The organism is Lysinibacillus sp. RC79, from assembly GCF_041262405.1.
Lineage (GTDB): Bacteria > Bacillota > Bacilli > Bacillales_A > Planococcaceae > Lysinibacillus.
On sequence record NZ_JBGCCD010000043.1, the window covers coordinates 1 to 24,583 of the forward strand.

The window sequence follows — 24,583 nt, forward strand, 5'->3', positions numbered from 1 at the left end:
TATTAACCACCGCTCGTTTTTTCTTCATTATAAACAAAAATACCCTATAAGATGACCTTTTTGAAAGTGTCTATCTTATAGGGTACATTTTAAAAAACTGGTTAACCTTATAATACGAAAGCACCCCGTTAGCCATCCATGAAGCGCAAAAATCTGCTCTTCACCACAGAAAATGAAAGATGATTAAGTTCTTTCATGGGAGTACAACAAGATTTCATTTTAATTGTATTCCACAAAATTAACGATATTTTTTTGAAACAACTAATTCAGTAATAGGCATTGTTATCCAAGCAAGTCCAATTACAATAACAAGCGGAATATTCTTTATATCATTCATTGCAGTTACTTTTTCAGACACCATTAGAACAATTAGCATCAAAAACAATAATAAGTAATAGCTTATTTTAGAACTTAAAAGTGTAATATGCTTTTCCATCTCATCTTTTTCGCCCTCATGTTTTCCATCCATTTCACCCCAAGTTAAGGATTGAAATAAGAAACCAATTCCTAAAAAAACAAAGAATAGTGTAGAAGCATTAATTATCTCTTTTGTAATCCACTCATGAATACCATAACCACCAATTGAAATAATAAGAACTACAGAACAAAATATACTAACTTTTTTTACAGTTATCATTTACTCCCATCCCCTTCATACTTAAAAATAAATAATTCTTCAATAGAAAGACCTAAAACATGAGACAAAGTAAATGCCAATTGTAAACTTGGGTCATACTTATCGTTTTCAATAGCATTAATTGTTTGTCTGGACACTTTACATTTTTGTGCAAGTTCTTCTTGTGATAATCCTTTCGTTTTCCGATAAGCTTGAATTTTATTTTTCAATATATTCACCCGCAATATGTAAAGAAGATTTTACATTTAAGATACCATAAATTAGAAATATGTAAAGAGACCTTTACATGAAATTTAAAATAATTCTCATATGCGCTTTAACAAAATGTTAAAGTAACCTGCACCGTTAGTTTAAGTACATTTCTTCACAATCTCCAAAGTAATATTATCACCTAAATTTCCAATAAATAAATCTCACCTTTAAAAATCTATAGAGGTGAGATGTTTTTAATCAAACTTTATTACAAATTATCAATTTTTATTATAAATGATCAAACTTTTTTACAAAGCTACAAACATGTAGCTTTGTAATAAAGTTTGAACTAAAATATCTTATAAAACTGCATATAACGGCATATAAAAAGAATCTATTTTGTAAAAAAGTTTGTTCAAAATAGATTCTTACTTGTTATTTCCAATTTAGTTTTCGTAAAAAAATTTGATTGTTTTCAATCATTTTAACCAGTATATTGATTTCAAATCTTTTTCCAACCACGCATATATTAAATTTGTTACTGGCGTATCTCCATATATGTATGGCATTTGTCAGTACGGCTTAATCCGGATAACAATACCCTTTTTCCATATAGACAAGGCGTAAATGAAGCTTCACACCTGATTTCGTTTTACGGAATTTCGCCCACGGATGATTCGTTAGATTTAAAGGCAATGTACTCGAATCAGCGATTTTTAGTGGTGTCGTTGTTTTTCTTCGTGTTTGAAAGTCTGTTTTTTGATGGATTTGGCCCACTAAATGGTGAAAAATCGCTTGAAAAAAGGCGGTTGGTAGCTGGCTTAACCGACGTCCTAACTGTGAAAAGCTAATCGAGTCTAACTGGGTTGCCTGTTGCAGTTCTTCTAAAAATACGCAATCGCTTAGTGCGCGTAAGCTCTCCGTTTCATGGGGCTGTGCAAATAACAGTAATTTCATAAATGAAGCTGTGTAAAGCTTTTTGGTATAGACGTCTAATTGATAGTGTTTTACCAATTTATCAAATAAATTATCTGAAATCGGTGATAACCATTGTTTAAATAATGTTTTATATGGTATCTTATCCATGTGTTTGTCCCTTATGTTGGATTTGGATTGGTTACTACCGCCAAACCATTATAAAGGATTTTTTTATGGAGAAATATAATTACAGAAAATTCAGACTCTAATTGAAACCTAAGCTATTTTAATGCGACGCTAGTGTCTTGATATAAATGAACAATAGATAACATTAATTCTTTGGGATGTTTATAAAAGGCCATACAAAGATGCCCCCAATTAGATAAGATGAATTTTTTTATTTCATCTGTCTACCTAATTGGGAGCATATCAATAATAGCTGTCTGTTTTCTTAATACGTATAATTAAAACAATAATTACTTTTTAAACAGTTATTTATAGTAGAATTAATAATAACGTTATTGTAAGAAATGGAGTGAATAAAGTTGGGAAGGGAAGAAAAGAAAAGACAAACTAAATTAGCTATAACAAACGCTGCTTTCAAATTATTTTCGGAAAACGGATATGAGTCGACAAAGGTTGAAGATATTGTGAAATTAGCTGGAGTTTCTAAGGGTACTTTTTTTAATTATTTTCCGACAAAAGAGGCAGTCATAGAGGATTTCGAAAGAATTTCAATCTATTCAGAAGCTGAAAAATTAATGAATATCACAAGTCCAGTAGTACCTAAACTACTCTCTTCGTTAATTAATATCGTACATAATTTAAACTATACAAGGTCATTAAGAAGAGCAACTTTAATGGCAACTCTCTCAAGTGCTAATAATTTAAATAATCACATAGATAATATGAATAATCTTCGTGCTTTATTGATTCCAATTTTTAAGCATGGACAAGAAACGGGGGAATTTACACAAAAATTATCCCCTGAAACACTGGCAGACTTAACTATTCAAATGTTTATTGGTGTATTAACCCACTGGTGTCTTGGTGGAGGCGAAGATGATCTTATTACACAACTTATGATGAGTTTTGATGTTTTCTTTAAAGGAATATCTTCATAAAGATCCTGTTGATTTCCAAAGTACTCCTGCGAGAATAGCCTGGGTTATAAAAACTCGCAGGAATGTTGTCAAAGAGAGAATTGGAGACAAGCAGAGAACTAATATATACTCTTCTTATTAAATTTATCGACTAAACTTTGAGAACGTCTATGATTTGTACCAGAGAATAGTAGACTAATAATCGGTAATTTCCGAATAATAAAATACGATATTAAATGGCTAAAGACAATCCCCAATAGTGATGCTAATACGAATTTTATATAGCCTGAAACAGGTACACTAATTAAAATATATTGAATTCCAATTAAAACCGGAATATGAATAATGTAAACACAAAAGGAATTTTTAGCTAGCGTCTCAATCCATTTTGATTTTCTATTTAATTTACGTTGAAATAATTCAATTAAACCAATTGAAAGTCCTGTACATAAAAAGGTCTCATAGATTGCATAAATAAGTGAACTACTATCCCATCCACCCCTTGAATGTGGTACAAACCCAATGACATTTAAAGCAATTAATAAAACCCCTATAAATAACCATAAATTACCAACACCTTTAGGGATATGATAAATCCAGTTACTATTAGCAGCTGTTATTCCCAAAACTACAAATGCTAAATATTGAGGAAAGTGTGCATACTCCATTTGGATAAAACCTAGTACACCAATCCATTCATCAATCGAATAACTTGTTCGAACTAAAAAAGTGATTAACGATACGATAATAACAAATATAAAAATATGTTTATGTGTTGGGGCAATTGAAATTTTTGGTAAATTAATATTTTTAAAAAGATTCATTAATAATAGATATATCAGTGAATAAATAAGAAGATGTTCAATAAACCAAAGATGGCCAAAATTTAGGTCTGGCCAAGATGGTCCTGCCCAATTTAATGGTTTTTCACCAAATCCTAGATAAATATTTTTATAGTATTCATATAACGATAGGTTAGGGTAACCACGAAATTCATTATAATAAAAGTACATTATTAAAGGAATTATTACTATAAATCCAAACAATAAAGGTATACCAATTCTCTTCAACCGATCTTTCAAAAAACCTATATTCCCTTTGTGTTTATACGCAAGAGGAATAAAATAAGCAGAAAGAAAAAAATAAAGACTCATATTAAAGGCAGAGTTTATCCCAAAAAAAACGCCCAAGTCAGAATCGACACCCAAATCTCGTACATACCAAAAACCATTTGACCCGCCATAAGGTTGACCTGCATGGTGGACGATTACAGTGCAAGAAAGAAACACTTTTAAAAAATCCATAAAATGAATACGTGTATTAGACAACTTACATTTCCCCTTTTTTGGAAATAACCACTAAACTATTTATAATACTTTTTAGACTCACGGTCAATATTTATCTTATTATTTTATTGATTAAATTTTAGAATATTTATTTTACAATCATCATTTATGACTACGGGTCAATTTATATATGGTTAATTACGTGGAATTTCACTTTAATATAAAATGTTTAGTGCAAAATAAAAAAGGAGCAGAATGTAACTGGAAATTCTAGCAGTTATGGGTCCTTTAAAACGTAAAAAAATATCATTGTCCGTACCCTTCAAATCTACTAACCTTCTAATTGGCAAAAAAGTCGATTAGGAGGAATGGAAAGGATGCTTACAATGATACAAGCTCATCATATCAAATTTTTGTATGAGGAGAAGGGTTATTCCTTACGGAAAATAGCAAATGAAACGGGACATGATTTTAAAATCGTACAAAAATACGTGGAGCAACAGGATTTTAATCTGAAACTAGAGAAGCGTAAAACCGTGTCAAAAAAGATAGATGTATATAAAGATGAAATCATGGATTGGCTGATAGCGGACTTAGAAATGCCAAAAAAGCAGCGTCATACGGGAAAGCGTGTGTTTGATCGCTTAAAGGAAAAGTGGATCTACATCAAGTTTTTGGACACATCTCGCTTAAGTTTTCTTCTTGGGCAACATCCCGAATGGATTATTCCACATCCCACGTAGCCCGTCAAAGTGAAAAGAGCCATTGACCGCCTACTTGGGATGTAACATCAACTGAACAGGTTGATGCTCGCTTTTATTGTTATTTATTAATTGTAATAACTTATATTCTCCGCAAAACTGGACTTTCTATTTAAATGAACTTAATTTAGGATTATTAGTGCCCCCTCACAATACAGCTGCAAACAATTTACCTTTCTCTATTAATTATGAAGCAAAATAAATCACTAATCATATCATTATCAATATGATTAGTGACTTATTCAAAAACCGCACTTACTTATGATACGGTTCACCGCAATTAATATAAACTTGTATATATAAATATAATCCATTCCTCCACATTCTGGCCCTTTTCATGAAGAAAGACGCTTTCCTTATTTCAGAAAAGCGCCCTTTAATGGAGTTATGTAGGATCATTTATTAGCTCGACTAGTAAAAGAAAAGATGTTTTTCAGGTATTAAAAAATTTACGATAAAATAAATCTCAAGCTATACTGACTTGAATAAAAACAAAAAGGCTGTTCAATCGGAGAACGTTTTGAACAGCACTCTTCTTATTCCCTAAGCCATTTCAGTTTTACATCATCCTCTAAACAACCGAGTTGATCGAAATGGCTTGCTATAATGCCAAAATACATATTTTCATCTACGCTTACATCGACTTTACGTAACGCATCATTAACAATATATGCAGCATCCTCTCCTAGTGCAAAAATTGTGTTGAAGGCACGTACTCGTATATTTTGGTCTAAATCAAACATAGCAAATAACAACTCATCAGTCGGAATAGGCTCACTCAAATGAGCATATGGATCTTCATAAGTAGCACAATAAATTCGCTCTCTTGCCTCCTCAAAGGTATCACCTAGTAATACCCCTCCAGCAAAAATCCCATTATCCGTTTGCGAAAGATTAACCAAATCAATCTCCACAAAGTGCTTATCTTTTACAATATAGTATTTGTCATCTAGGTCTAGCGCAATAACATAATCATCCCACGTAGCGACTTCTCCCGGTTCAATATAAACTGCAGGACGATACAAGTATTTTGCTGTCACATCTTTGAAGAAAATCGTCCATTCAGCATAAGAACTACCAAAACTAGATAAAACTCGTAATGCAAATCTACCTTCGATCTTTATTAGTTCGTCATACACGTAATAGCCTTCAAGATTACCTTCTGTTTGTGCATCATGAAAAACTAACTGCACAATTGACTCGACTGTAAACCCGCCACTCATATCTAATAGAAGCGTAAAATTATTCCCTTTTTGCTCAGCATTTAAAATTTCACCATCATGAAATGATTGTGAAAAAACGGTTTGTGCAGACGGATTAAAGCGTTCAACAATTGCTTCACGCTTTTCATAAATAGCATTACTCTTAGTTGTGAACTGCTCAATTGTCACATTGCACCATTCTTCAAATTCTTCCATTAAAGTATCATTTCGAAATAAAGTTCGTTCAATAATTCCCGACTGAAACTTTTGTGGTAAGACATCTATATACTCGGCTAAACGTCAGCAGAAGAACTAAGCAATTCCACAAGTCAACCATCCGAGTTTACAGATAATATCGTTTATTATGATACTGACAAACAGGATATATTAATCACGGATGAAGTTATTATCAGAACAATCGAGCCAAGTGAGTCTTTACTAAAAAGAACCAATCGTTTAGGCATAAATACACTAAATAATGGCGTATGGGATTTACTTGGATATGAAACGGTTTACTCAAACTCCAGCATTCGGCATTCTACTGGGGGAGATTTTAAAGTAGAAATAGAGCAAACTGATTTCGGTCCAGTTCTTTATCAATTAAGGGAACAAGATCCATATGTTGATGATAATGTAGGGAAACAATATTCAATTTCCGGCTCTAAATATTTCGCATTAGAATATCGAGGTATTTCAGGTTATGTTGATGATGATGGTGTAAAAGGTGCTGCTGAATTTTATATGGCAAAACTAACGCACAAAAGCAATGGATACTTTATGGCTTTTTATGATTAAAAATATAGGCTGTTTTCTCAAAGATTGTTGCTGTTAAAACATAAAGGCAGATTTTATCTACAAAACGTGTAGAATAAATCTGCCTTTTTATTGATGTTTTGTGAATCGAAAATATGCAAATAGATACATATACTTTATTCACATGTTAGGGGAAAATGCACTTTTCTAAAATTCTGGGATAATAGCATTCAAAAAGTAAATTATAATAACGATTATAGCCAGAATAATAAACTCTTTTTTATCGAAATCCTTATTAATCCTGTTTTGGTTTATTTTCCGCCTGTAATTTCCCTGCACCTTTTTTTGTATACTTTTTTTATTTTCTGACATAACCTCGTCCCCTTTTTTTCAATCGTCTTCTTGGATTTTACTTTAATGATAGAAGTTATTACGGTCATTATCTTTATTGCATATAACTAATATTCTGAGCCCTCATAAGCCGTTTAAACCTTACAAAAATTCGAGCGAAGTGTGAACAAAATTACTTAAAATCAATAAAAAAATTTTACTTTAAAAATGAAGTTGTTTCACTAATTACGGCTAAAATCTTATATAATTTCATAGTTGCACCTCTAAATAAAATTATTTACATTCTATATTAATATTATTTACCATCGCAATAAAGTTCTTATTGAACTATCACTCTCTCACGGGAAGCGCTCATGGGAGATTCATCCTACTCAGGTTGCTGCACCAACCTCTAATTTGATTGGCCGTAGAAAGGATGTGGATGTAGTATGGATATTCATAAGGATTCGATTACCACATGTATGGTAATATCCATTTTCTTATAAAAGTCATTTAAAATCTCTTTTGCTATATTTTCATTCAAATATTTATATTTAGTACAATAATCAGCAATCATTTTTCGGTCTGGATATCCACCCTCATAAAATTTCGAAATTAAAGAGTCGTTATTTTTTTGTTGTGTTAGCTCATGTACCTCTATAACTTCTACATTGCTTAAACAAGCCAATGTAGCTCCTTCTGTATTAGCTCGCACCTCTCTTAAAAGATTCTTTGTATTATCTTTTTGCATATTTCTTTATTTTTACTATTGTAACTAATACTGCAACTGTAGAATTAAAAGCTTGCTTCAATCCATATTCTTCATGAAAAAAGTGAATTAATTCGTGCCCTGCAAAAGATTTAAAAGAGTTGATACAGCTGTAAAAAAGAAGGGATTGAATAGACAGAGTGATGTATTGTCGCTTTGCATGGTAAGAAGGTTTATAAACTTTTTAGAAATTGTTTAACAAAAAATTTTAAAAAGTGATTTTTAAACCATTAATTGTATTGTATTACAGTGAATTAACTTATTAATTTAAAAATTCAGAAAAAATTGGAGAAAAATATGAAGAAAATTATTACTATATTGTTTCCAACTCTATTTATTTCTTTAACAGCTTTTGTATCTAATTCTTACGCTTCTGAAATTGATGCTACTAGCTATAGTCAAAAGAAAGAAGTAATTATGGCTAATGACTTTAGCAATGCATCAAACTCTCAAATTATTACAAACTTATCATTCTATAAAAAACAAATTCTTAATTTAACTGATGAAGAGTTTGATAGATTTATGTTTAATGTCGTAAAAGATAATCAAAATAATCTTGATGAGGTTAAAGCAAATTTAGAACTAGTTGGCGTTACTCTAAACATAGATAATAAAGGTGCGGATGTAGGAATTGAACCAGCAGCTATCAAACCTTCTCAAATGACTCTAACAGCTTATTCAACTAAAAAATCAGGAGATTCTTTCTGGAGATTAAATACTAGTTGGACTACTAATGGAGTAAGTGAAGTTTATGCATCAACTATAGACGTAGTATCAATTGAATGGAACGCTAATGATGGTACTTATTATGATGCTGCTGTACCAGGTAGTCCTGTGTCTAAAAGAGATGGTAGTAAAAGTAGTTCTGGTGTCTACCTATTTAACGTAGAAGATGATAAGCTAAATTTTGATTCTTATGCAACTGTGTATATAAATAAAAAAACTAATAATGCTTTAAGTTACGGAACAAAATATATACACACTTATTCGACAGTTAGGTGGTTCAGCAAGCGTTAACTACGAAAAAGGAAATATAACAGGTGGCCTTTCATTTGACGTTAGTATAAGTACTAATCAACAAAAGTGGTCGGTATGGGATGATAATGTATTATACTGGTAAGTAGTTATTAAAGTAAGGTAAATTAATAAGTTAATTCAATCGTAATTGATGATAGAAAGACAATAACCTATGCTTGAGCATTAAGTTATTGTTTTTCTTTTTAAGTAGGAGGGATATTTTGAACAAAAGTCGGTTCATAGTTGTTCTTTTGCTAGTTTTTTTAGTAGTCGGCGTAGGTACTTATACGTATTATCGCTTTAACCCAATAATTAATATTAATACTAAAATAATTGAGCTTGATGAAAAGTCTCAGGGAAAATACAATAATATAGATAAATCTCAGAAAAATAACTTTAAAAAACTAGAATTTACATTAAATATAGATTATTCTGACAATATAGATGATTTAGAAATATACATACCCTATTCATTTCGTGAGCTATTAGGGGAAGACGTTTATTGGAACGGTTCTAGTTATCAAGATAAAGATCCAGAAAAAAATAAGATAGAATATAAAGACGAAATCATTATAAATTATAAGCAGCTTGAAAATAAGGATATCAAAGATTTATTGAGTAAAGGAACAATCACAATAACATGGAAATTGGACGGAAAGAAGAAAAGTAAAACATTTAATCTTGGAGAAACCATTACATTTTCCAAGACATAGAGTGTAGGTGATTGTATTAAAAACCTGGCGGAATGAACGGCGAGTTTTTTTATTTTTTCGTAAACATCTCATTAGAGTATACCCTTTGTAAAGGACATTTTGAAAAAAAGCAGCAACCTTTTGAAGCGGCTGTTTGTATTTTGCAGGCGGTAACCTTTTCAAGTTCCATTGCCCTCGATAATGGTTGTAATACATCATGTTTTTATCCAACAAATAAGAAAACATGATGTTTCTTATCTCTTAATTTAAATGATGTTCTTTCATATCTAAACCATGTTACAACTTTATCTTTGACCGTTTTAATATGTAAAAAGACCAGGTACTCACAATTAAATGAGTGCCTGGTTATTTTTTTACTTCTTCAAGGACTTTATCAAAATTAAAACCTTTAAAGGAAAAATCCTGCATATAACAGGATTTTTAATCAAACTTTTATAAATTATCATTCTAAGATCTAAAAAACAGTTCATCTTTTTTATAAACGATATAACTTTTTTCAAAACGGTACAACTTTCTTACAAACGGTTAAACTTTGTTTTAAAGATACAACAAAAGCCTGTGAGTTATAACTAATCCTGTCACAAAATTTGTATGTATTTACGCCTTTTTATAATATAACTTTGTCATATATTATATTTACATTTGTCATAATCCAGATTAATTATAACAATAGCTGTCACAAACTATTTTTGATAATTCTGGTCATATTCAGCTACTGTCTTTTTAATCAATTGTCCTAGTCCTTTATATATTCCTTGACCACTTTCTAAAGTTTTTACAGACACACCTAGATGTTGACTAAGAATGGTCTTTTCAACTTCCCCATATTCTTTGTAAATTTCTATGATTACCTTTACTAAATTCTTTCTCCGTATTTCTTTTTGTTTAGATTTACTTTTCTTAGCTAAATTTGAAATCTGATCAGCAATATCAGGAAAATTATTCTTTATATATTTTGGAGTTTTTCCAATGAACTCATATATATCATGAGCAAATATTTGCTGCTCACGTTCCTTCTTATCGTTAACAAAAACAGCTATTTGTTCAATAATAGTCGCTTTTTCCTCAATTCTATCTAAAGAAAATTTTGTATATTTTTTATTTATTATTACCTTATTTAATTTATGGTATCTTAAATTTTCTTCCGGAACATTTAATGTAGCTGCAACCTCCTTTAGAGAAATCTCCATATTACTTTTAATTAATTGTTCAATAGTTTCATCTATTTTATGAAATAAACTTTGATGAATAATTTGATTTGTTTTCCTCTTATTTTGTTCTAAGTAAATATACTCTTGTATCTCAGGATGCCAATAGTAATAATACGTTGTAATTCCATCCCACTTAAACAATTTTGATGCTTCTCTAGCTAACATTTGATAACTACGCCAATATGGTTTTAATAAAATAAAGTTCTGTATTAATGTTTCTACATCAACATTCTTTTTATCTAAATCTTTAATATTCTCTTGCTGAAACCTAGCTATATACCCTAGATAATATTGGATTCGATATCTATCTATTTTCAAACGTATACCTATTTGTCTTAGTGAAAGACCACTATGATAAAGTTCTTTAATTTCATTTAATAGTCTATATGAAATATTTATTCCTTCCCATTCGTTATTTTTCTTATGAAAACCCATCTGCACATAACAATTTGTACAAACATAAACAGAGTTATATAAATGAGAATTCAATATATATTTCCCTTTTGAGAAAATCTTCATATCTTTCATTGCACTAGAAGTACCATAATACTTACACCAGTGAGACTCACAAGTCTTATTAATTTTATTTTTTTCTTTTTTATTTTTTATAAATTTGCAAAAAGAAAAAGGAACTTTTTTCAAAAAAACATCTTTTAGTTCAATATTTAAATTTCTTAGTGTATTTAATACAAAACTTAGATTTAATCTTTCATCTTCAATCTTATTTCTCGCTAACATCAATAATTTTTTAGCCTGAGAAGGTATAAAAAACGGGTGTTTTTTGTAATTAACAGTACCCTCTAGAGGTGTTGTAAAAAATAATAATAAAATAGCTATATGATTATGGATTCTCTGAGGATTTTTAAAATAATGAGTTGCTTTTACAATTAAATCCCCAAAGATATAATTCCAATCTCTGAGGATTCTCAACTGTCTTTGTATAAAAACTGTTTCTAATGAGGATTTTACTATATTATCGAATAAATTATTTCCACAATTATCACATTGAAGCTGATTTAAATACTTTCTATTTCTGTATGGCTGATGGTCCCCACAATTAGGACATTGTGACGTAACCATCATTAAGTGTTTTTCACACATCTCAATTTCCTTAACCTGCCACTTCAACTTGTAAACACCGGTTTCTTCAAGGCATTCTCTACAAAAACGTCGGTGTTTAAGCTCAATCTCTTTTCCAAAAATCATTTTACCTGCTGATCCAGGATAAAAAAGACTTACAATTGGTTCAAAAGAGTGTTCTTTTAACTCATTTTCACTTTTGTTTAAAAATCCCCCAAGTTTAGTTATTGAAGCAATATCACTTGGATATAAATCAAACTTATATGCAAACTGCCTATCCACTTTGTATAAATTTCCTTCTTTTACTGATTGCCATAGTTCTGAAATATTTGCTATTCCATTTGCGTTTACAACTCTCATTAAATAGCTTAATAAAGACTCTCCTTCATGTAGTTTCGGTCTTATTGTGAAAGTTTCACTTCCGCACATAAATCCCATCCCTCACATCAATATCTCTTCATAATTTTTCAAAGTACCTAGTTTATATGCAATATACCTTGTCAATTCTTTGTCTATTCTCCATAATACTGTTCTTCCTATTTCTATATATTCATAAAAACCTGTTGCAGATATTTGTTCTGATGATGTGTTTTTAAGATATAGTTCTAACTTATACTTAATATCTTCTCTCAGTCTATCAGTACGAAATCTTCGCTGTTTTTGTTTAACCTGCGCAATATAACTATTACATCCCCAGTTCCTTATTGTTTCAGCTGCTACGTTTAATTTGTTACAGACATTCTTAACGGTGATATCCTCATCATTGTTGAACATATCATCTACGATTTTCTTAACTAATAGAAACATTGTGCTTTTATTTGTAGATTTACTTGTCTCTTTCTTTCGCACATTTTCTTTCATAAATAATTCATTTATTACCTCAATGTGATATCTATACATTAAAAATTCACTATAACTTTCCCATATATTCCATTGTCTAATTTGCTTTATTTTTTGCCCTTCCCTTATGCTATTTATAAATTTCAATAACTTACTTGAATCTAGGGCAATTTCATTTGAGTTTAAGAATACTTTTACGTCCCTACTAGCGAAATAGGCTAAGACTCTTCGTGTTTTATCAATAGACATTTCGAAAATAAAAGATACTTTCTTTAAACTAAGATTATTAATATTTCGTTGCGCTAATTTACTAAAAGCAGAAATAAAATTAGTTCGTTCAATAAGTTGATTGTTATTATCAAATGCATATTCACAACCGCATTCTTTACAAAACAGATAGTACTTTAATTCTGTGTTATCTTTTTTCTTTCTCTTGCTGCTCCCAGTTTTGATAAGTGAACCGCAAATTTTAAAAGATTGACACCAAGGGGCTATACAGAAGACAGTATCGATTTTTTTACTAATTCTAAGATTGTTTTTAAAAGCTTGTGGCACTTCTAATGTTAATAATTGTTTCAAGTTTGCCTTTCTTTCATTTAAAATATTTAACACAATCTTCAAGTGGAGATTCTTATATTTCGTTATTGTACCTCTAACATGTTGAAGCAAAGTCGGTAACGAAGTATGTTTATTTATGTTTTTAGTTATTAAATCTCTATCTAAAACATCTTTAAATTCATTTAATAAAAATAATAACTTTAGCGCTAACTCATTATTCTCTATTCGAAGTAAACTATCTTCTAACAAAAACATCCACGATAGTATATTATTTTTATCTATCTCTTCAATTCCCCCATTTTTATCGATAGATTTTTTCAATAAAAAATCACAATGTGGGCATTTACCAATCGAGTTTATTTCTTCATAGAGAATTACTTCGTTGCAGTTCATACACTTATCAAACAGATTTTTATTGTGCTTTAAACAACCATTAACACCTTCCAACTTCCATATATCTCTATAACAATTTGCTTCATGTAGGCATTCTGGACAATAAAATAACTGCTCTCTAATTAGATCCGTCATGTTTCTTACCCTTGAATTATTATTTCCCGAGAATTTTGAAGTTATCTTCATGAAGGTGCAATTTAATAATTGTGTACTTTCTAAATTAGCTATGTCAGCTAATTTATCAATATCAAGTAGACTAAGTGGATAAAAATCTAACAATTCAATATCACTTCTTTGAAAAAAATGCGAAGTACTTTTACTAAAACTTGAACAAAATTTCAATATATTGAATCCATTGCCATTTGCCAATCTAATTAGAAAACTAGATAGTAATTCATCTTCATAGGGTTTAACTCTTACTGTTAATAATTGTGTTTTCAAAAATATCCCCTTCAAAAGTTTTTAATCTAGTTATTACCTTTTGAAAGGGATATATACATTTCTTTAAATTCCCTCTATATTATCATCAATGAAATCACCTTGAATTATTTTATATGCCTCATCAAGTACATATGGAGATAATATGGCATCATTAAAATCATTGAATGACTCTTGAAAAACTCCTAATAAATCAAATGCTTCTTGAATAATAGGAATTAAATAACCTACTTTTCCTTTGCTCTGATAATGAAGTAATTGAGGTAGTCCAGTTTTCAAATCTCCTAAACCAAATTTTTTAGGATATTTCAATTGTTCTTCTATTTGATTTAAATACTTACAAAATTCTTCATCACATTCTGTAAAACGATCAATGGATTTCGGACGATATCTTGACTTATATTGCTCATCAAGAATTCTTAATTCTTTCGCTTCAGGTGTCCCCATCAAAGCTAATGTAACATTTGTTTTGTTGGCCATATGTTTTATTGCATCCATCGCTGTGATTTTATTAACTGCCGAAGTTTGTATATTATTTATTTCGTCTATGATTACCATTTTGACTTTTTGTCTATCAATTAATTTATAAGCACGTACTTTTAAATCATTTATCTTTGGAACTCCACCTAAACGTGGAGAACCTAATGCATGTATCAGCTCATGATAAAATTCTAATAAAGTAAATGGATGGGGAGTTTCCATATAGATTACTGGTCTAATATCTACTTCCGTACCGTCTTCTTCAGTAATAGTATATTTAGGGTATCTCTTTATATAGTTCTCTGCCAATTTAGTTTTACCTACATTTGAAGATCCTGTAATAAACAGATGTCTAGTTTTCCCTGGTCTCTTCATATGGGAATCCATAACTTTATAAATTGATTCAGCAAAAGGAAGATCTACATTTAAATTCAATACTCTAGCAGCAAAATCAGAAAATGGATTATTGGTTGAACTATTTACCACTATTTCACTTCCTTAATTTTCATCAAAATTAGAATTTTTAATTGCATTTGCCAGTAGTTGTTCATAAGAGAGGTTTTTGCTACTAGTATCTTTTTTTACATCATTTTTATCTATTACCTTAATGTCCAACTCCATTCGTTCAGCTTGTTGTCTAGCTCTTCTATTTGTCTTATACATTTTTGCAATATTTTTATAAAGTACTTCTTTAGCTTTTTGAATTTGCCCTTCTGTAGCAATTTTATTTCTTTTTAGTTCTCCTGTTTCTTTTAAATATTGGTTCAATAGTTTATAAGTATAGGCATTCATTCCTTGTACTGATTCATAAGGAGGAGATACAATATTAACTCGTACATAATCATCTTCATTTGGAGGTTTAATATAAATATATGAAATATCATCAATGTCATATTTCACATTATATTTTATCTCTCGTTTATCTATTAAATTAGATAAATCTTTTGTTCTATATAACCTATTGTCAATCCGAACACCATCTTTGGTATAAGGTTTAAATAATGTTGGTAATATGGATATTTTAAATGCATCTTCATCTTCTGGCTCAATAAATTCTGGTAGTCCACGCATCTTTAATCCCTCGTGAAAACGTGCCATTGGTGAATTACAATCTAGTGGTAACCCCTCATGTTTTTGAAAATGGTAAACGTCCGTTATATACTGAGTTAAAATTTCTTCAATATTTTCAAGAGTCAATAATGCATTTTCTGATGAATCATACTCCCTTTTTTGAAAAATATTACTTTTGGTTGTACCATGTAAGTTATGTAAAACTTTTGTATTAATTGTGCCAAATAACCTTTCAATCGTACCACCATATCTGGGAGTTGCTATAGGTCTAAACCTTATGTTTGACATTAACGTTTCATTGACTAAACGTTTAATCGCTAGGTTATTAAATTCAGATCCATTATCAAATTGTATAATGTTTGGTATACCAAAAATCTCCCAATTATTAAAAGTACCAAATTCTTCTTTGGTATTTTTAAAAAGGACACCATGCTGAATTGCCTTTCTTACTTTATTAGCAGATGGTGGTTCAAAAGAAATATGCATACACCAAACCATTCTTGAATACACATCAATTCCTAAAGTGATCCATGGTCTTCCTTTTACAAGACCACTTTTTTCATCTATTACTTCAATATCCATTCGGGTATGATCAATTTCTACCAGATGTAGCGGATAAAGTGCTTCATTATTGGCAAATCCCCTATTTACTTCTTCATACTTATTTAATGCCTTTTTCCCAATTCTCATTCTTTCTATTACTTTAGACGAAATTCGTTCGAAAATTTTATACATAGTTTCAGGTTTTACTGGTGCTAATCCTTTAATAGAGCATTGAATATTAATTACTTCTATAATATGTGCTTTATTTTTACGCTGCGTTGTTAAATATTCCTTTTCAATTACTTCTTTTATTATTGGTATATATTCATCACTCAACCTAATTTGAATTTGATCTAGTATTATCTCTGGATAATTCGGATGATTAATTATTAAAATTTTATTATCTCTTCGATATTTATATCCTGTTCCTGCTTCAGATATTAACCCTTCTTCACCAAACAAAGGATTTTCAATTGAAACTTTACGATAACTAGATAAATACCTTTTAATTGTCCTTTTAGATATAGAGTTTTTTATTGCCAATCTATCTATTAGAACTTCTTGTTTTAATTTCTCTGGATTTTCATTTTCATTTAATAAATCTTCATAATTCTGATGAAACTCTACTAAGGAAGGGAAATGATTTTGTTTTATTTTTTCTAGTAATAACAAAGGTCTAATAATCCTCAGTCTCTTAGAAACTTCTTCTCTTTTCTTATCATCTAAAGATTCTAAAACTGAAAAATATTCACGACTATCATTTTCAATACTTCTTCTTATTGATTTTCCTGCATGAAAAGATGGATTTGTTATTAACTCAAAATAATTTATTGTTATTGCATCCCCACTTGTATTGTTCCTTTTAAGTTTAACGTTTGGTGGTTCAATGGTTAATATTACATATTTCAAACCATAGTATTCAATCTCGCCATTTAATTTCAGATCACTTAAATTCAAACAATTCACCATCCAATTTTAAATATGGTAAAAGTTCTTCGTTTAACTTTTTTAACCTAACCTCACTATACTGGTTAATCTCCTTTGTAATATCAATCTGTAACTCTCCAACAGCAATAAGATGATAAATGATAGGCATTATTATTAATGGATTAACTTTTGGAGAAAAACTAAAAGCAAGTTCATTTATTGTAACCCCTTCCATATGCTGCACTCGATATATTATTTCAGTTATCCACTCTTCAAACCTCTTTCTTTTACGTATAGCTCCTTGAAGAAATTTAATATTATATAAAATAGTCTGAGGTAGTTTCTTTGGATAGATAACTTTATAATCCCAATCTCTATTTGCTGTATACTCTTGGCACTTTTTATTTATAAGAACAGTTTTTTTTGTTTCTTGTGGAGTCTCTTTAATTTGGAATATAGTTGGCTTACATCCATTAGAAAACACTAAAGCATCAGGGACATGTACCCAATTTTTTAAATCCCCTTCTTTTGAAAGATAAGGAATTTCAATTTCCAATGGCTGTACATAATATTTCTCTACTTCTTTAGCCAACTCTAAGAAAAAATAAAATAAACATTCTCCCATCGATTCATACTCTATAGTCCTTTTCATTTTATTGCTGTAAAAGGAACCTGCAATATGATGTATTTTCCAACTAAATTTATTACTTACATGCCTTTTAGGATAATACTCCATTTCATTTTCTTCCCACGGCTCATTTGATTTATATTTTTTTGACATTGATCCTCCTGTCGTTAGAACATATATCCTCGCACACAATTACAATAGAAAGTATAATTAAAATTATTAACCACACAACATTATAAAGCACGCTTATATAATTATAAGTTTAGTTATATTATAAACAACTTTCAGAAAATTATTCAATAGGGAGAAAATATAATGGAGAAAATAAATGAGCGGATTAAAGATTTAAGAAAATCGCTTAATTTAAATCAGGCTACTTTTGCTAATTCTATAGGCATTTCACAAGCAGCATTAAGTGATTTAGAAAAAGGAAAATCAAAACCATCTATAGAAACTTTAATCGCAATTAGTGAGCATTTTAATGTCTCTATCGACTGGATTGTTAAAGGAGAAAAATACGAGGATATATCTAAACAGAAAGAATTGCCTATTTCATATAGAAAACTTAATAGTACAATAATGCGTATATTACTTGAGGAAAAAGATACCCTTACAGAAGAATTAAATATTCCACTACAGGAAATACATGTTTATTTGAGTATATTTATAGCAAATCTTTATAATTCTCATTCTGTACAGAAAGCTGACGAGAAATATATAATTGCAATGTTAAACATAGTCTCAACAGAAGATAGAGATTATATTTTAAAAATAATTCAAGACATCATACTTTTTAAATATAAATCTAAATTCCAGACACCAGATATTTGTTGATGTTAAAAATAACAACCCATTTATAAATTATTAATTCTTCACTAAAGAACAACGTATTGAACAATATCCATATATTGAAATATTTAATCATTCGGATATCTCTATCTATATGTATATAAGTACTTCGGCGTTGTCTATTCAAAAATGACTAGTGCGGTAACCCTTTTTAGGGAATCTTTCTGAAACATGGGAGGTTCCTTTTTCTGTATTATTTTAGAGAAGAGTGTTGATCCTCAATCTGGACACTTAATAGCAAAGGCCCGCTAATAGAAAAAGACCCTCTCCTTATTCAAGGAAAGCGCCCGATTGCTGAATACCATAAGAGTTTTTAGTTGCTAGTTTAATTGAAGAAAGTTAAATACTATTCTTCATAATTAGGCTGTATATACCCTAACTAAATCGCTTGAGTTACTGCTTCTAACGAAGATGACACATTCAATTTGTCGAATATATGCTGAATATGATTTGAAACTGTACGTTCACTTGTAAAAACAATGGAAGCAACCTCCTTACGCTTATACCCATTAGCTAGCAATTGTAGAATCTGCTTTTCGCTGTCAGTAAATTCTTCCGCAAATCCTGAGGACTTTGGAAAATAGAAAGTACCTTTATTAATCTCTATTTTTGATAGGCTTAAAACGGTTAAACTTTCTTCAAAATGGTGCGACTTTTTCAAAACAGTTCAACTTTGATTTAAACCGACATAAAGAGCTGCTATCAAAATAGCTCCAACAAGCAGTAAATTCAAAAATACCTCTCGAGAGATCGAGGGGTGTTTTTGAATGGTTTTAATACTGAAGTCTTTCTGATCAATTGTTAATGCTTTATTTTTTTACCTCATTTATTATTTCTTTAGCCTATTTTTTTTTGATAACACCATGCAAAAAATCGTGAGCTTATATATTTACATATCGTAATATCGTGATATGATGATATGTATATAAATGATAGTGAGGTGAAGTCGTGACGAAAATTCAATTTGATCAGGTAGATTTATTTAAAGCATTATCTAATGAAGCGAGACTGAAGATTTTATACTGGTTAAAAGATCCTACAACGCATTTTGATACAAAGCGACAAGCGATAGAGGAAATGGATGAAATAGGGGTCTGTGTAAGCCTGATTAGAGATAAGCTTGAGATGAATCAGTCTACTACATCTCAATATTTATCAACTTTACAGCGTGCAGGTCTGGTCGAAGCAAGACGCATCGGAAAGTGGACGTACTATAAACGCAATGAGCAACTGATACATGAGTTAGCAAACTTTATCGAAACGAAGCTATAAATTTTGAGGTAATACTAAAAATCGGAAAAGAGGAACTAGTAATGAAAATTGAAATATGGTCAGATTATGCATGTCCCTACTGTTATATTGGAGAAGCAAGATTGGAAAAAGCAATGAATGAGCTAGGAATTAAAGATCAAGTAAATATTGAAATGAGAAGTTTCGAATTAGACCCTGACGCTAGTTACGAAGTCGTATCCAATACAGAAGATCGTTTCGCAAAAAAATATGGTCTATCTAATAGTGCGGCGGCAGAAAGAATTAGACAAATAGAGCAGTATGGTAAAGGAGAAGGTATTGATTTCAAATATTATACTACACGATATACAAACACAATGGATGCTCATCGCTTAACACATTATGCAGAAAAACAGGGAAATAAAACGATTGCAAAAGATTTATTCAAAGCCTATTTCACTGATAATTTAGAGTTGAGCGATAAAAATGTACTAAAAGAAATTGCTGTAAAAAATGGACTAGATGAAAATGAAGTAGAAAAAGTCTTGAATTCCGATGAATTTGAAAGTGATGTACGTAAAGATGAAAAGCAGGCATATGTAATGGGAGTCCGAGGTGTACCTTACTTCTTGATTAATGGAGAAATGACTTTGAGTGGTGCTCAGCATGTCGAAACATTTAAAATGGCCTTAAAAGAAGCAATGCAGGATGATAGTCAGAATAATGATTTGTCAGGAATGAGCTGTGGTATTGATGGATGTAATTAATAATCGAAGCGTTGTACATCAATTAACAGTAAGAGATGTATTTTATGTAAATGCATTTTTATATATTGATCAGGATACGAAACATGGGTTTTTATTTGATCCCGGTGCAGAAGCAGAAAAAATATTACATGTGATAGAATCCAACGGTTATCATATCGAAAAAATATTATTAACACATGGACATTTTGATCACATAGGTGCAGTCGATAAAATTAGAAATGAATTAAATATTCCTGTTTACATGCACGAACTCGGAAGGGAATATACGCAAAATGCGAGAATGAACTTATCTGCTTTATGCAATAGACATATCATAGTTGATGATGTGCATTATGTACAATCAGGTGAAATATTCGAACTGTCAGCTAATTCAGATTTTAAAGTGACGATGACACATACACCCGGTCATGCAATGGATCAAGTTATGTATTATAATGCACAGGATAATGTAGCGTTTGTTGGTGATACAATCTTTAAAGGTAGTATTGGAACCGCTGAATATGAAGGTGGAAATGAACAGGACCTGATGCAAAGTTTAAATTTGATTCTATCATTGCCAGAGGACGTTGTTTTATATAATGGTCATAGTGGTAAAACAACTGTAGGTGATGAGAAGAAAAGACTCAGCATATAAAGGGTAAGTGACATATTTTCTGTTGAGTACAGGAAATATGTCATTTTATTATTGTTTATTGTAAAAAAGTAGGAACAGAATATAATGTCCATGTTTTAGAGGTCAATTGCTGTTGTTTAGATATTTTTGCACCAAAACCTTTAAAAGTGACTCATGCTATAAATTATAAGCAAAATTAATGAAGAGAATAGAGATGAAATAAGATGATAAATAACTTAGGGCGTATTAATGAATTAGCGAAAAAACAGCGTGAAGAAGGTTTGACAAGTGCTGAACGGATTGAGCAACAAGTATTACGCAAAGACTACTTACGCGAAATTCGCGGACAAGTTCGCGAAACTTTTTCAAAAATGACTGTACTCGATTCACTAGGAAATGATGTAACACCGGATAAATTGCGTAGAGAAAAGGAAATAGATTCACGGGAAGTATAAGCTTAGAAGAAGCACTTACATTCCACGTTAATGGTGATACGCAAATGTGTAGCCGCATGCATTCAATGTAAGCTTTGCAGGATGTGTTGAATCGTTTTTAGTAAATCTTAATATGGCGGGTAATTGTGCATCAAGTGGATCGTCGTGCACAGAAGCTTCGATTGGCCCGTTACTTGTCTTGATGGCAATGTGTGGACATGGTGCTGAAAAATTACGTAATTGAATTCGTTTTAGCTTCGGTTAAGGCTTGACAGAAGAAGATATAAAACAGGCAGTGGAAAAAAAGCTATTGTGAAAAGATTGGTGAATTAAGAAAAGAAAAGGTGACCTTAATGAAAGAAACAAAAGACCCCTCGCAAATACGTGTCGTTGTTGGCATGTCGGGTGGGGTGGATTCTTCGGTTGCTGCGTACCTGTTAAAACAACAAGGCTATGAAGTAATCGGGATTTTTATGAAAAACTGGGATGATACAGACGAAAATGGTGTTTGTACAGCTACAGAAGACTATGATGATGTTATTAAAGTGTGTAACCACATTGGTATTCCATATTATGCAGTTAATTTTGAAAAGCAATACTGGGATAAAGTTTTCACATACTTTTTAGAAGAATATAAAGCAGGCCGCACACCAAATCCAGACGTTATGTGCAATAAGGAAATTAAGTTTAAAGCTTTCCTCGAACATGCGATGAGTCTTGGTGCTGATTATCTGGCAACGGGCCACTATGCACGTATTGATCGGAGTGGTGATGGCGAAGTATTAATGTTTCGTGGTGTCGATGAAAATAAAGACCAAACGTATTTCCTAAATCAATTAACACAGGAGCAGCTTAAACATGTTATGTTCCCAATTGGTGATATTGAGAAAAAAGAAGTGCGTAAAATTGCTGAAGAGGCAGGTCTTGCAACAGCGAAAAAGAAAGATTCAACAGGCATTTGCTTCATTGGCGAACGTAACTTTAAAGAGTTCCTAAGTAAATTCCTACCAGCACAACCTGGAAAAATGGAGACAATGGACGGCGTGGTAATGGGACAACATGACGGGCTAATGTACTATACACTTGGTCAACGTCACGGGCTTGGTATTGGTGGCGACGGTGAGCCATGGTTTGTTCTTGGAAAAGACCTAGAGCGTAATGTATTGCTTGTTGGCCAAGGTTTTCACCATGATGCATTGTATTCTACTTCATTAACAGCAGTGAAAATGAGCTATACTTCGACAAAAAAATTACCTCGTAAATTTTTTTGCACAGCGAAATTCCGTTATCGTCAAACAGATACTCCGGTTGAAGTCGAGATTTTAGAAGATGGCAGTACACATATTACATTTGAAGAACCGGTTCGTGCCATTACACCGGGACAAGCAGTTGTTTTATATGACGGCGAGGTATGTCTTGGTGGCGGTACAATTGATGAAGTGTTTAAAAACAACGAAAAACTAACATATGTAGGATAAACTTGTGAGAAGACTGCTTAGGCAGTCTTTCGCTACGTAGAGGTGTGGAATTGGATATGGATTTTGGTAGGAAAATCCATATTCAAAGTAAGCTTCATTTCTTCGGTATCTTCATCTAGCTCCAGTTGAAATCAGGTGGAGTGCATAATCTGTGCGAACTATCATTTTTTGACGTCGTATTCACTTACTAAAAATAATAAATACTCGCTATTGTAAAAGACAAGGAAGAAGTCTTTTTGGACGTCAAGTTGGGGGCATTATCAGCGGGCGTACCTTTACGGGACATGCTCATGATATTATTGTGTGCAAAAATTAAATACCTTAGCAATTTAAATCAAGCCACACATAAACACCATTATATATCTATTTAAAGGGATATTCTCTTAACATAGGAGGTATAACTAATTGGTTATGAATATAAATTTGAATAACCTTCAAATATTTTTGAAAGTCGCAGAAAAAATGAATATTACAGAGGCGTCTAAAGAGTTATTTATTTCACAGCCAGCAGTCAGTATGGCGGTAAAAAATTTAGAGGAATCCCTGAATATTAAATTGTTTAATAGGGATAAGAAAAATGGACTAACGCTCACTGAAGTGGGAAAAGAAATTCTTATATTAGCGAGACAATTGAAAGGTATTGAGAATAAAATATATCAAGTTGCTAATCGGGAAAATAAACTTCTCAGTGGTAAGGTTAAGATTGGCTCTGTTCCTGCTGCATCAACAAATATTCTACCTGAGCCCATCGCATTATTCATTTCGAAATATCCACTTGTAAATATAGAATTAGCAGAAGGAACCTCAAATCAAATAAAAGAATGGGTGAAGGATCGAACTGTTGATATAGGGATTAGTATATCTCCCTTTGATCCATATGAATTTGAAATACTATACCATGATTATATGGTCGCAATACTTCCTCATAATCATCAATTAAGTCAAGAAAAAATTATTGACCTAGAAAAATATTGTAATGAAATTATTTTTTGCAAAGGAGGACACGAAACCGCCATATCAAACATGTTTCAAAAAAATAATATTGATTTTAAAGAGAATCTAACAGTCCAAAATGTCGAAACTTTAATTACTATGGTCAAAAATAATTTAGGTATAGGTGTTACTTCAAACTTTACACTTTCTTCTGTAGCTCATAATTTACTCGTAAAAGATATTAATCCAAAGATAACTCGTGATATCGGTATAATTGCACACTCATTTGATGAAGTAACACCTGCTACAAAAGAATTTATAAACATCATGAATCAATTTCATAAATCTGAAACTTTTTCTGATCAAGATATTAACTAAAAAGTAAAAATGCAACAAACAGGAAAGGGTTTTAACGAAGGAAATCAAGTT

Annotated in this window: 22 protein-coding genes and 1 pseudogene; 11 read left to right on the plus strand and 12 right to left on the minus strand. The window is 31.1% G+C overall.

All coding sequences use genetic code 11. The annotated features are described in order from the left end of the window. Positions 1 to 238: 238 nt before the first annotated feature. From ABH968_RS25295 to ABH968_RS25305, 3 genes and pseudogenes are all read right to left on the minus strand, one after another. Positions 239 to 637, minus strand: coding sequence for a hypothetical protein (locus ABH968_RS25295; RefSeq protein ID WP_370048475.1), 399 nt, complete (start codon positions 635 to 637; stop codon positions 239 to 241). Beyond that, positions 634 to 846, minus strand: a complete 213-nt coding sequence (locus ABH968_RS25300) for a helix-turn-helix transcriptional regulator (RefSeq protein WP_370048477.1) — start codon at positions 844 to 846, stop codon at positions 634 to 636. Before ABH968_RS25300 ends, ABH968_RS25295 begins: the two co-directional genes overlap by 4 nt. Positions 847 to 1,414: 568 nt before the next feature. Next, a pseudogene (locus ABH968_RS25305) lies at positions 1,415 to 1,915 on the minus strand (DUF4372 domain-containing protein); the annotation flags it as partial. Between the two features lie 377 nt (positions 1,916 to 2,292). On the opposite strand from ABH968_RS25305, the gene ABH968_RS25310 reads away from it, so the two are divergent. Further along, positions 2,293 to 2,871 carry a TetR/AcrR family transcriptional regulator gene (locus tag ABH968_RS25310; protein WP_283870034.1) on the plus strand — a complete coding sequence of 193 codons (579 nt, stop codon included), beginning with the start codon at positions 2,293 to 2,295 and terminating at the stop codon, positions 2,869 to 2,871. A 98-nt stretch (positions 2,872 to 2,969) separates the two neighbouring features. Here the strand turns inward: ABH968_RS25310 and ABH968_RS25315 are convergent, their stop codons facing one another. Continuing rightward, positions 2,970 to 4,178, minus strand: a complete 1,209-nt coding sequence (locus ABH968_RS25315) for an acyltransferase family protein (protein ID WP_370048479.1) — start codon at positions 4,176 to 4,178, stop codon at positions 2,970 to 2,972. 335 nt (positions 4,179 to 4,513) lie between these two features. Between ABH968_RS25315 and ABH968_RS25320 the strand changes: the two genes are divergently transcribed. Then, complete coding sequence (locus ABH968_RS25320) at positions 4,514 to 4,879, plus strand: hypothetical protein (RefSeq protein WP_370048532.1); 366 nt, start codon at positions 4,514 to 4,516, stop codon at positions 4,877 to 4,879. 554 nt (positions 4,880 to 5,433) lie between these two features. Here ABH968_RS25320 and ABH968_RS25325 read toward each other — a convergent pair. Continuing rightward, the gene (locus ABH968_RS25325) at positions 5,434 to 6,384 is read right to left on the minus strand and encodes a DUF4085 family protein (RefSeq protein WP_370048525.1); all 951 of its coding nucleotides are present in this window, start codon (positions 6,382 to 6,384) and stop codon (positions 5,434 to 5,436) included. A 1,255-nt stretch (positions 6,385 to 7,639) separates the two neighbouring features. After that, positions 7,640 to 7,933: a hypothetical protein gene (locus ABH968_RS25330; protein ID WP_370048481.1), complete on the minus strand. Its 294-nt coding sequence runs from the start codon at positions 7,931 to 7,933 to the stop codon at positions 7,640 to 7,642. Between the two features lie 315 nt (positions 7,934 to 8,248). On the opposite strand from ABH968_RS25330, the gene ABH968_RS25335 reads away from it, so the two are divergent. After that, complete coding sequence (locus tag ABH968_RS25335; protein ID WP_370048483.1) at positions 8,249 to 8,968, plus strand: hypothetical protein; 720 nt, start codon at positions 8,249 to 8,251, stop codon at positions 8,966 to 8,968. Between the two features lie 221 nt (positions 8,969 to 9,189). Next, positions 9,190 to 9,681, plus strand: coding sequence for a hypothetical protein (locus tag ABH968_RS25340; RefSeq protein WP_370048485.1), 492 nt, complete (start codon positions 9,190 to 9,192; stop codon positions 9,679 to 9,681). A 683-nt stretch (positions 9,682 to 10,364) separates the two neighbouring features. Here ABH968_RS25340 and ABH968_RS25345 read toward each other — a convergent pair. The 5 genes from ABH968_RS25345 to ABH968_RS25365 form a co-directional block, all read right to left on the minus strand. Further along, positions 10,365 to 12,401 carry a TniQ family protein gene (locus ABH968_RS25345; protein ID WP_370048487.1) on the minus strand — a complete coding sequence of 679 codons (2,037 nt, stop codon included), beginning with the start codon at positions 12,399 to 12,401 and terminating at the stop codon, positions 10,365 to 10,367. A 12-nt stretch (positions 12,402 to 12,413) separates the two neighbouring features. Next, positions 12,414 to 14,204 carry a TniQ family protein gene (locus ABH968_RS25350; RefSeq protein WP_370048489.1) on the minus strand — a complete coding sequence of 597 codons (1,791 nt, stop codon included), beginning with the start codon at positions 14,202 to 14,204 and terminating at the stop codon, positions 12,414 to 12,416. Positions 14,205 to 14,267: 63 nt separating this feature from the next. After that, complete coding sequence (locus tag ABH968_RS25355) at positions 14,268 to 15,167, minus strand: TniB family NTP-binding protein (RefSeq protein WP_370048491.1); 900 nt, start codon at positions 15,165 to 15,167, stop codon at positions 14,268 to 14,270. Positions 15,168 to 15,179: 12 nt separating this feature from the next. Next, positions 15,180 to 17,252, minus strand: a complete 2,073-nt coding sequence (locus tag ABH968_RS25360; RefSeq protein WP_370048492.1) for a Mu transposase C-terminal domain-containing protein — start codon at positions 17,250 to 17,252, stop codon at positions 15,180 to 15,182. Continuing rightward, the gene (locus tag ABH968_RS25365; protein ID WP_370048494.1) at positions 17,239 to 18,003 is read right to left on the minus strand and encodes a PDDEXK family nuclease; all 765 of its coding nucleotides are present in this window, start codon (positions 18,001 to 18,003) and stop codon (positions 17,239 to 17,241) included. The genes ABH968_RS25360 and ABH968_RS25365 overlap by 14 nt, the downstream gene beginning before the upstream one ends. 162 nt (positions 18,004 to 18,165) lie before the next feature. Here ABH968_RS25365 and ABH968_RS25370 point away from each other — a divergent pair, with 162 nt between their 5' ends. Further along, positions 18,166 to 18,684, plus strand: a complete 519-nt coding sequence (locus ABH968_RS25370) for a helix-turn-helix domain-containing protein (RefSeq protein ID WP_370048495.1) — start codon at positions 18,166 to 18,168, stop codon at positions 18,682 to 18,684. A 394-nt stretch (positions 18,685 to 19,078) separates the two neighbouring features. On the opposite strand, the gene ABH968_RS25375 is transcribed toward ABH968_RS25370, so the two are convergent. Continuing rightward, on the minus strand, positions 19,079 to 19,360 hold the full coding sequence (locus tag ABH968_RS25375; protein ID WP_349679764.1) for a response regulator transcription factor: 282 nt from the start codon (positions 19,358 to 19,360) through the stop codon (positions 19,079 to 19,081). Between the two features lie 296 nt (positions 19,361 to 19,656). Here ABH968_RS25375 and ABH968_RS25380 point away from each other — a divergent pair, with 296 nt between their 5' ends. From ABH968_RS25380 to ABH968_RS25405, 6 genes are all read left to right on the plus strand, one after another. Then, the gene (locus ABH968_RS25380) at positions 19,657 to 19,971 is read left to right on the plus strand and encodes an ArsR/SmtB family transcription factor (RefSeq protein ID WP_291754431.1); all 315 of its coding nucleotides are present in this window, start codon (positions 19,657 to 19,659) and stop codon (positions 19,969 to 19,971) included. Between the two features lie 41 nt (positions 19,972 to 20,012). Continuing rightward, on the plus strand, positions 20,013 to 20,696 hold the full coding sequence (locus ABH968_RS25385; protein WP_328203623.1) for a DsbA family oxidoreductase: 684 nt from the start codon (positions 20,013 to 20,015) through the stop codon (positions 20,694 to 20,696). Beyond that, complete coding sequence (locus tag ABH968_RS25390; RefSeq protein WP_370048527.1) at positions 20,683 to 21,330, plus strand: MBL fold metallo-hydrolase; 648 nt, start codon at positions 20,683 to 20,685, stop codon at positions 21,328 to 21,330. Before ABH968_RS25385 ends, ABH968_RS25390 begins: the two co-directional genes overlap by 14 nt. A 203-nt stretch (positions 21,331 to 21,533) precedes the next feature. Further along, positions 21,534 to 21,764: a DUF896 domain-containing protein gene (locus tag ABH968_RS25395; protein ID WP_038190423.1), complete on the plus strand. Its 231-nt coding sequence runs from the start codon at positions 21,534 to 21,536 to the stop codon at positions 21,762 to 21,764. Positions 21,765 to 22,096: 332 nt separating this feature from the next. After that, entirely contained in the window at positions 22,097 to 23,221 is a 1,125-nt protein-coding gene (mnmA, locus tag ABH968_RS25400) for a tRNA 2-thiouridine(34) synthase MnmA (RefSeq protein WP_370048498.1), read from the plus strand. 411 nt (positions 23,222 to 23,632) lie between these two features. Then, positions 23,633 to 24,532 (plus strand): LysR family transcriptional regulator, encoded by a 900-nt coding sequence (locus ABH968_RS25405; protein WP_370048528.1) that lies wholly within the window; start codon positions 23,633 to 23,635, stop codon positions 24,530 to 24,532. The last annotated feature ends 51 nt before the right edge of the window (positions 24,533 to 24,583 follow it).

What these genes read in the sequence shown, in the direction of transcription:
- ABH968_RS25295 (WP_370048475.1), bottom strand. Translation starts at nt 637, where the DNA reads ATGATAACTGTAAAAAAAGTTAGTATATTTTGTTCTGTAGTTCTTATT.
- ABH968_RS25385 (WP_328203623.1), top strand. Translation starts at nt 20,013, where the DNA reads ATGAAAATTGAAATATGGTCAGATTATGCATGTCCCTACTGTTATATT.
- mnmA (WP_370048498.1), top strand. Translation starts at nt 22,097, where the DNA reads ATGAAAGAAACAAAAGACCCCTCGCAAATACGTGTCGTTGTTGGCATG.
- ABH968_RS25365 (WP_370048494.1), bottom strand. Translation starts at nt 18,003, where the DNA reads ATGTCAAAAAAATATAAATCAAATGAGCCGTGGGAAGAAAATGAAATG.
- ABH968_RS25335 (WP_370048483.1), top strand. Translation starts at nt 8,249, where the DNA reads ATGAAGAAAATTATTACTATATTGTTTCCAACTCTATTTATTTCTTTA.
- ABH968_RS25345 (WP_370048487.1), bottom strand. Translation starts at nt 12,401, where the DNA reads ATGTGCGGAAGTGAAACTTTCACAATAAGACCGAAACTACATGAAGGA.
- ABH968_RS25405 (WP_370048528.1), top strand. Translation starts at nt 23,633, where the DNA reads ATGAATATAAATTTGAATAACCTTCAAATATTTTTGAAAGTCGCAGAA.
- ABH968_RS25390 (WP_370048527.1), top strand. Translation starts at nt 20,683, where the DNA reads ATGGATGTAATTAATAATCGAAGCGTTGTACATCAATTAACAGTAAGA.
- ABH968_RS25330 (WP_370048481.1), bottom strand. Translation starts at nt 7,933, where the DNA reads ATGCAAAAAGATAATACAAAGAATCTTTTAAGAGAGGTGCGAGCTAAT.
- ABH968_RS25370 (WP_370048495.1), top strand. Translation starts at nt 18,166, where the DNA reads ATGGAGAAAATAAATGAGCGGATTAAAGATTTAAGAAAATCGCTTAAT.
- ABH968_RS25395 (WP_038190423.1), top strand. Translation starts at nt 21,534, where the DNA reads ATGATAAATAACTTAGGGCGTATTAATGAATTAGCGAAAAAACAGCGT.
- ABH968_RS25320 (WP_370048532.1), top strand. Translation starts at nt 4,514, where the DNA reads ATGCTTACAATGATACAAGCTCATCATATCAAATTTTTGTATGAGGAG.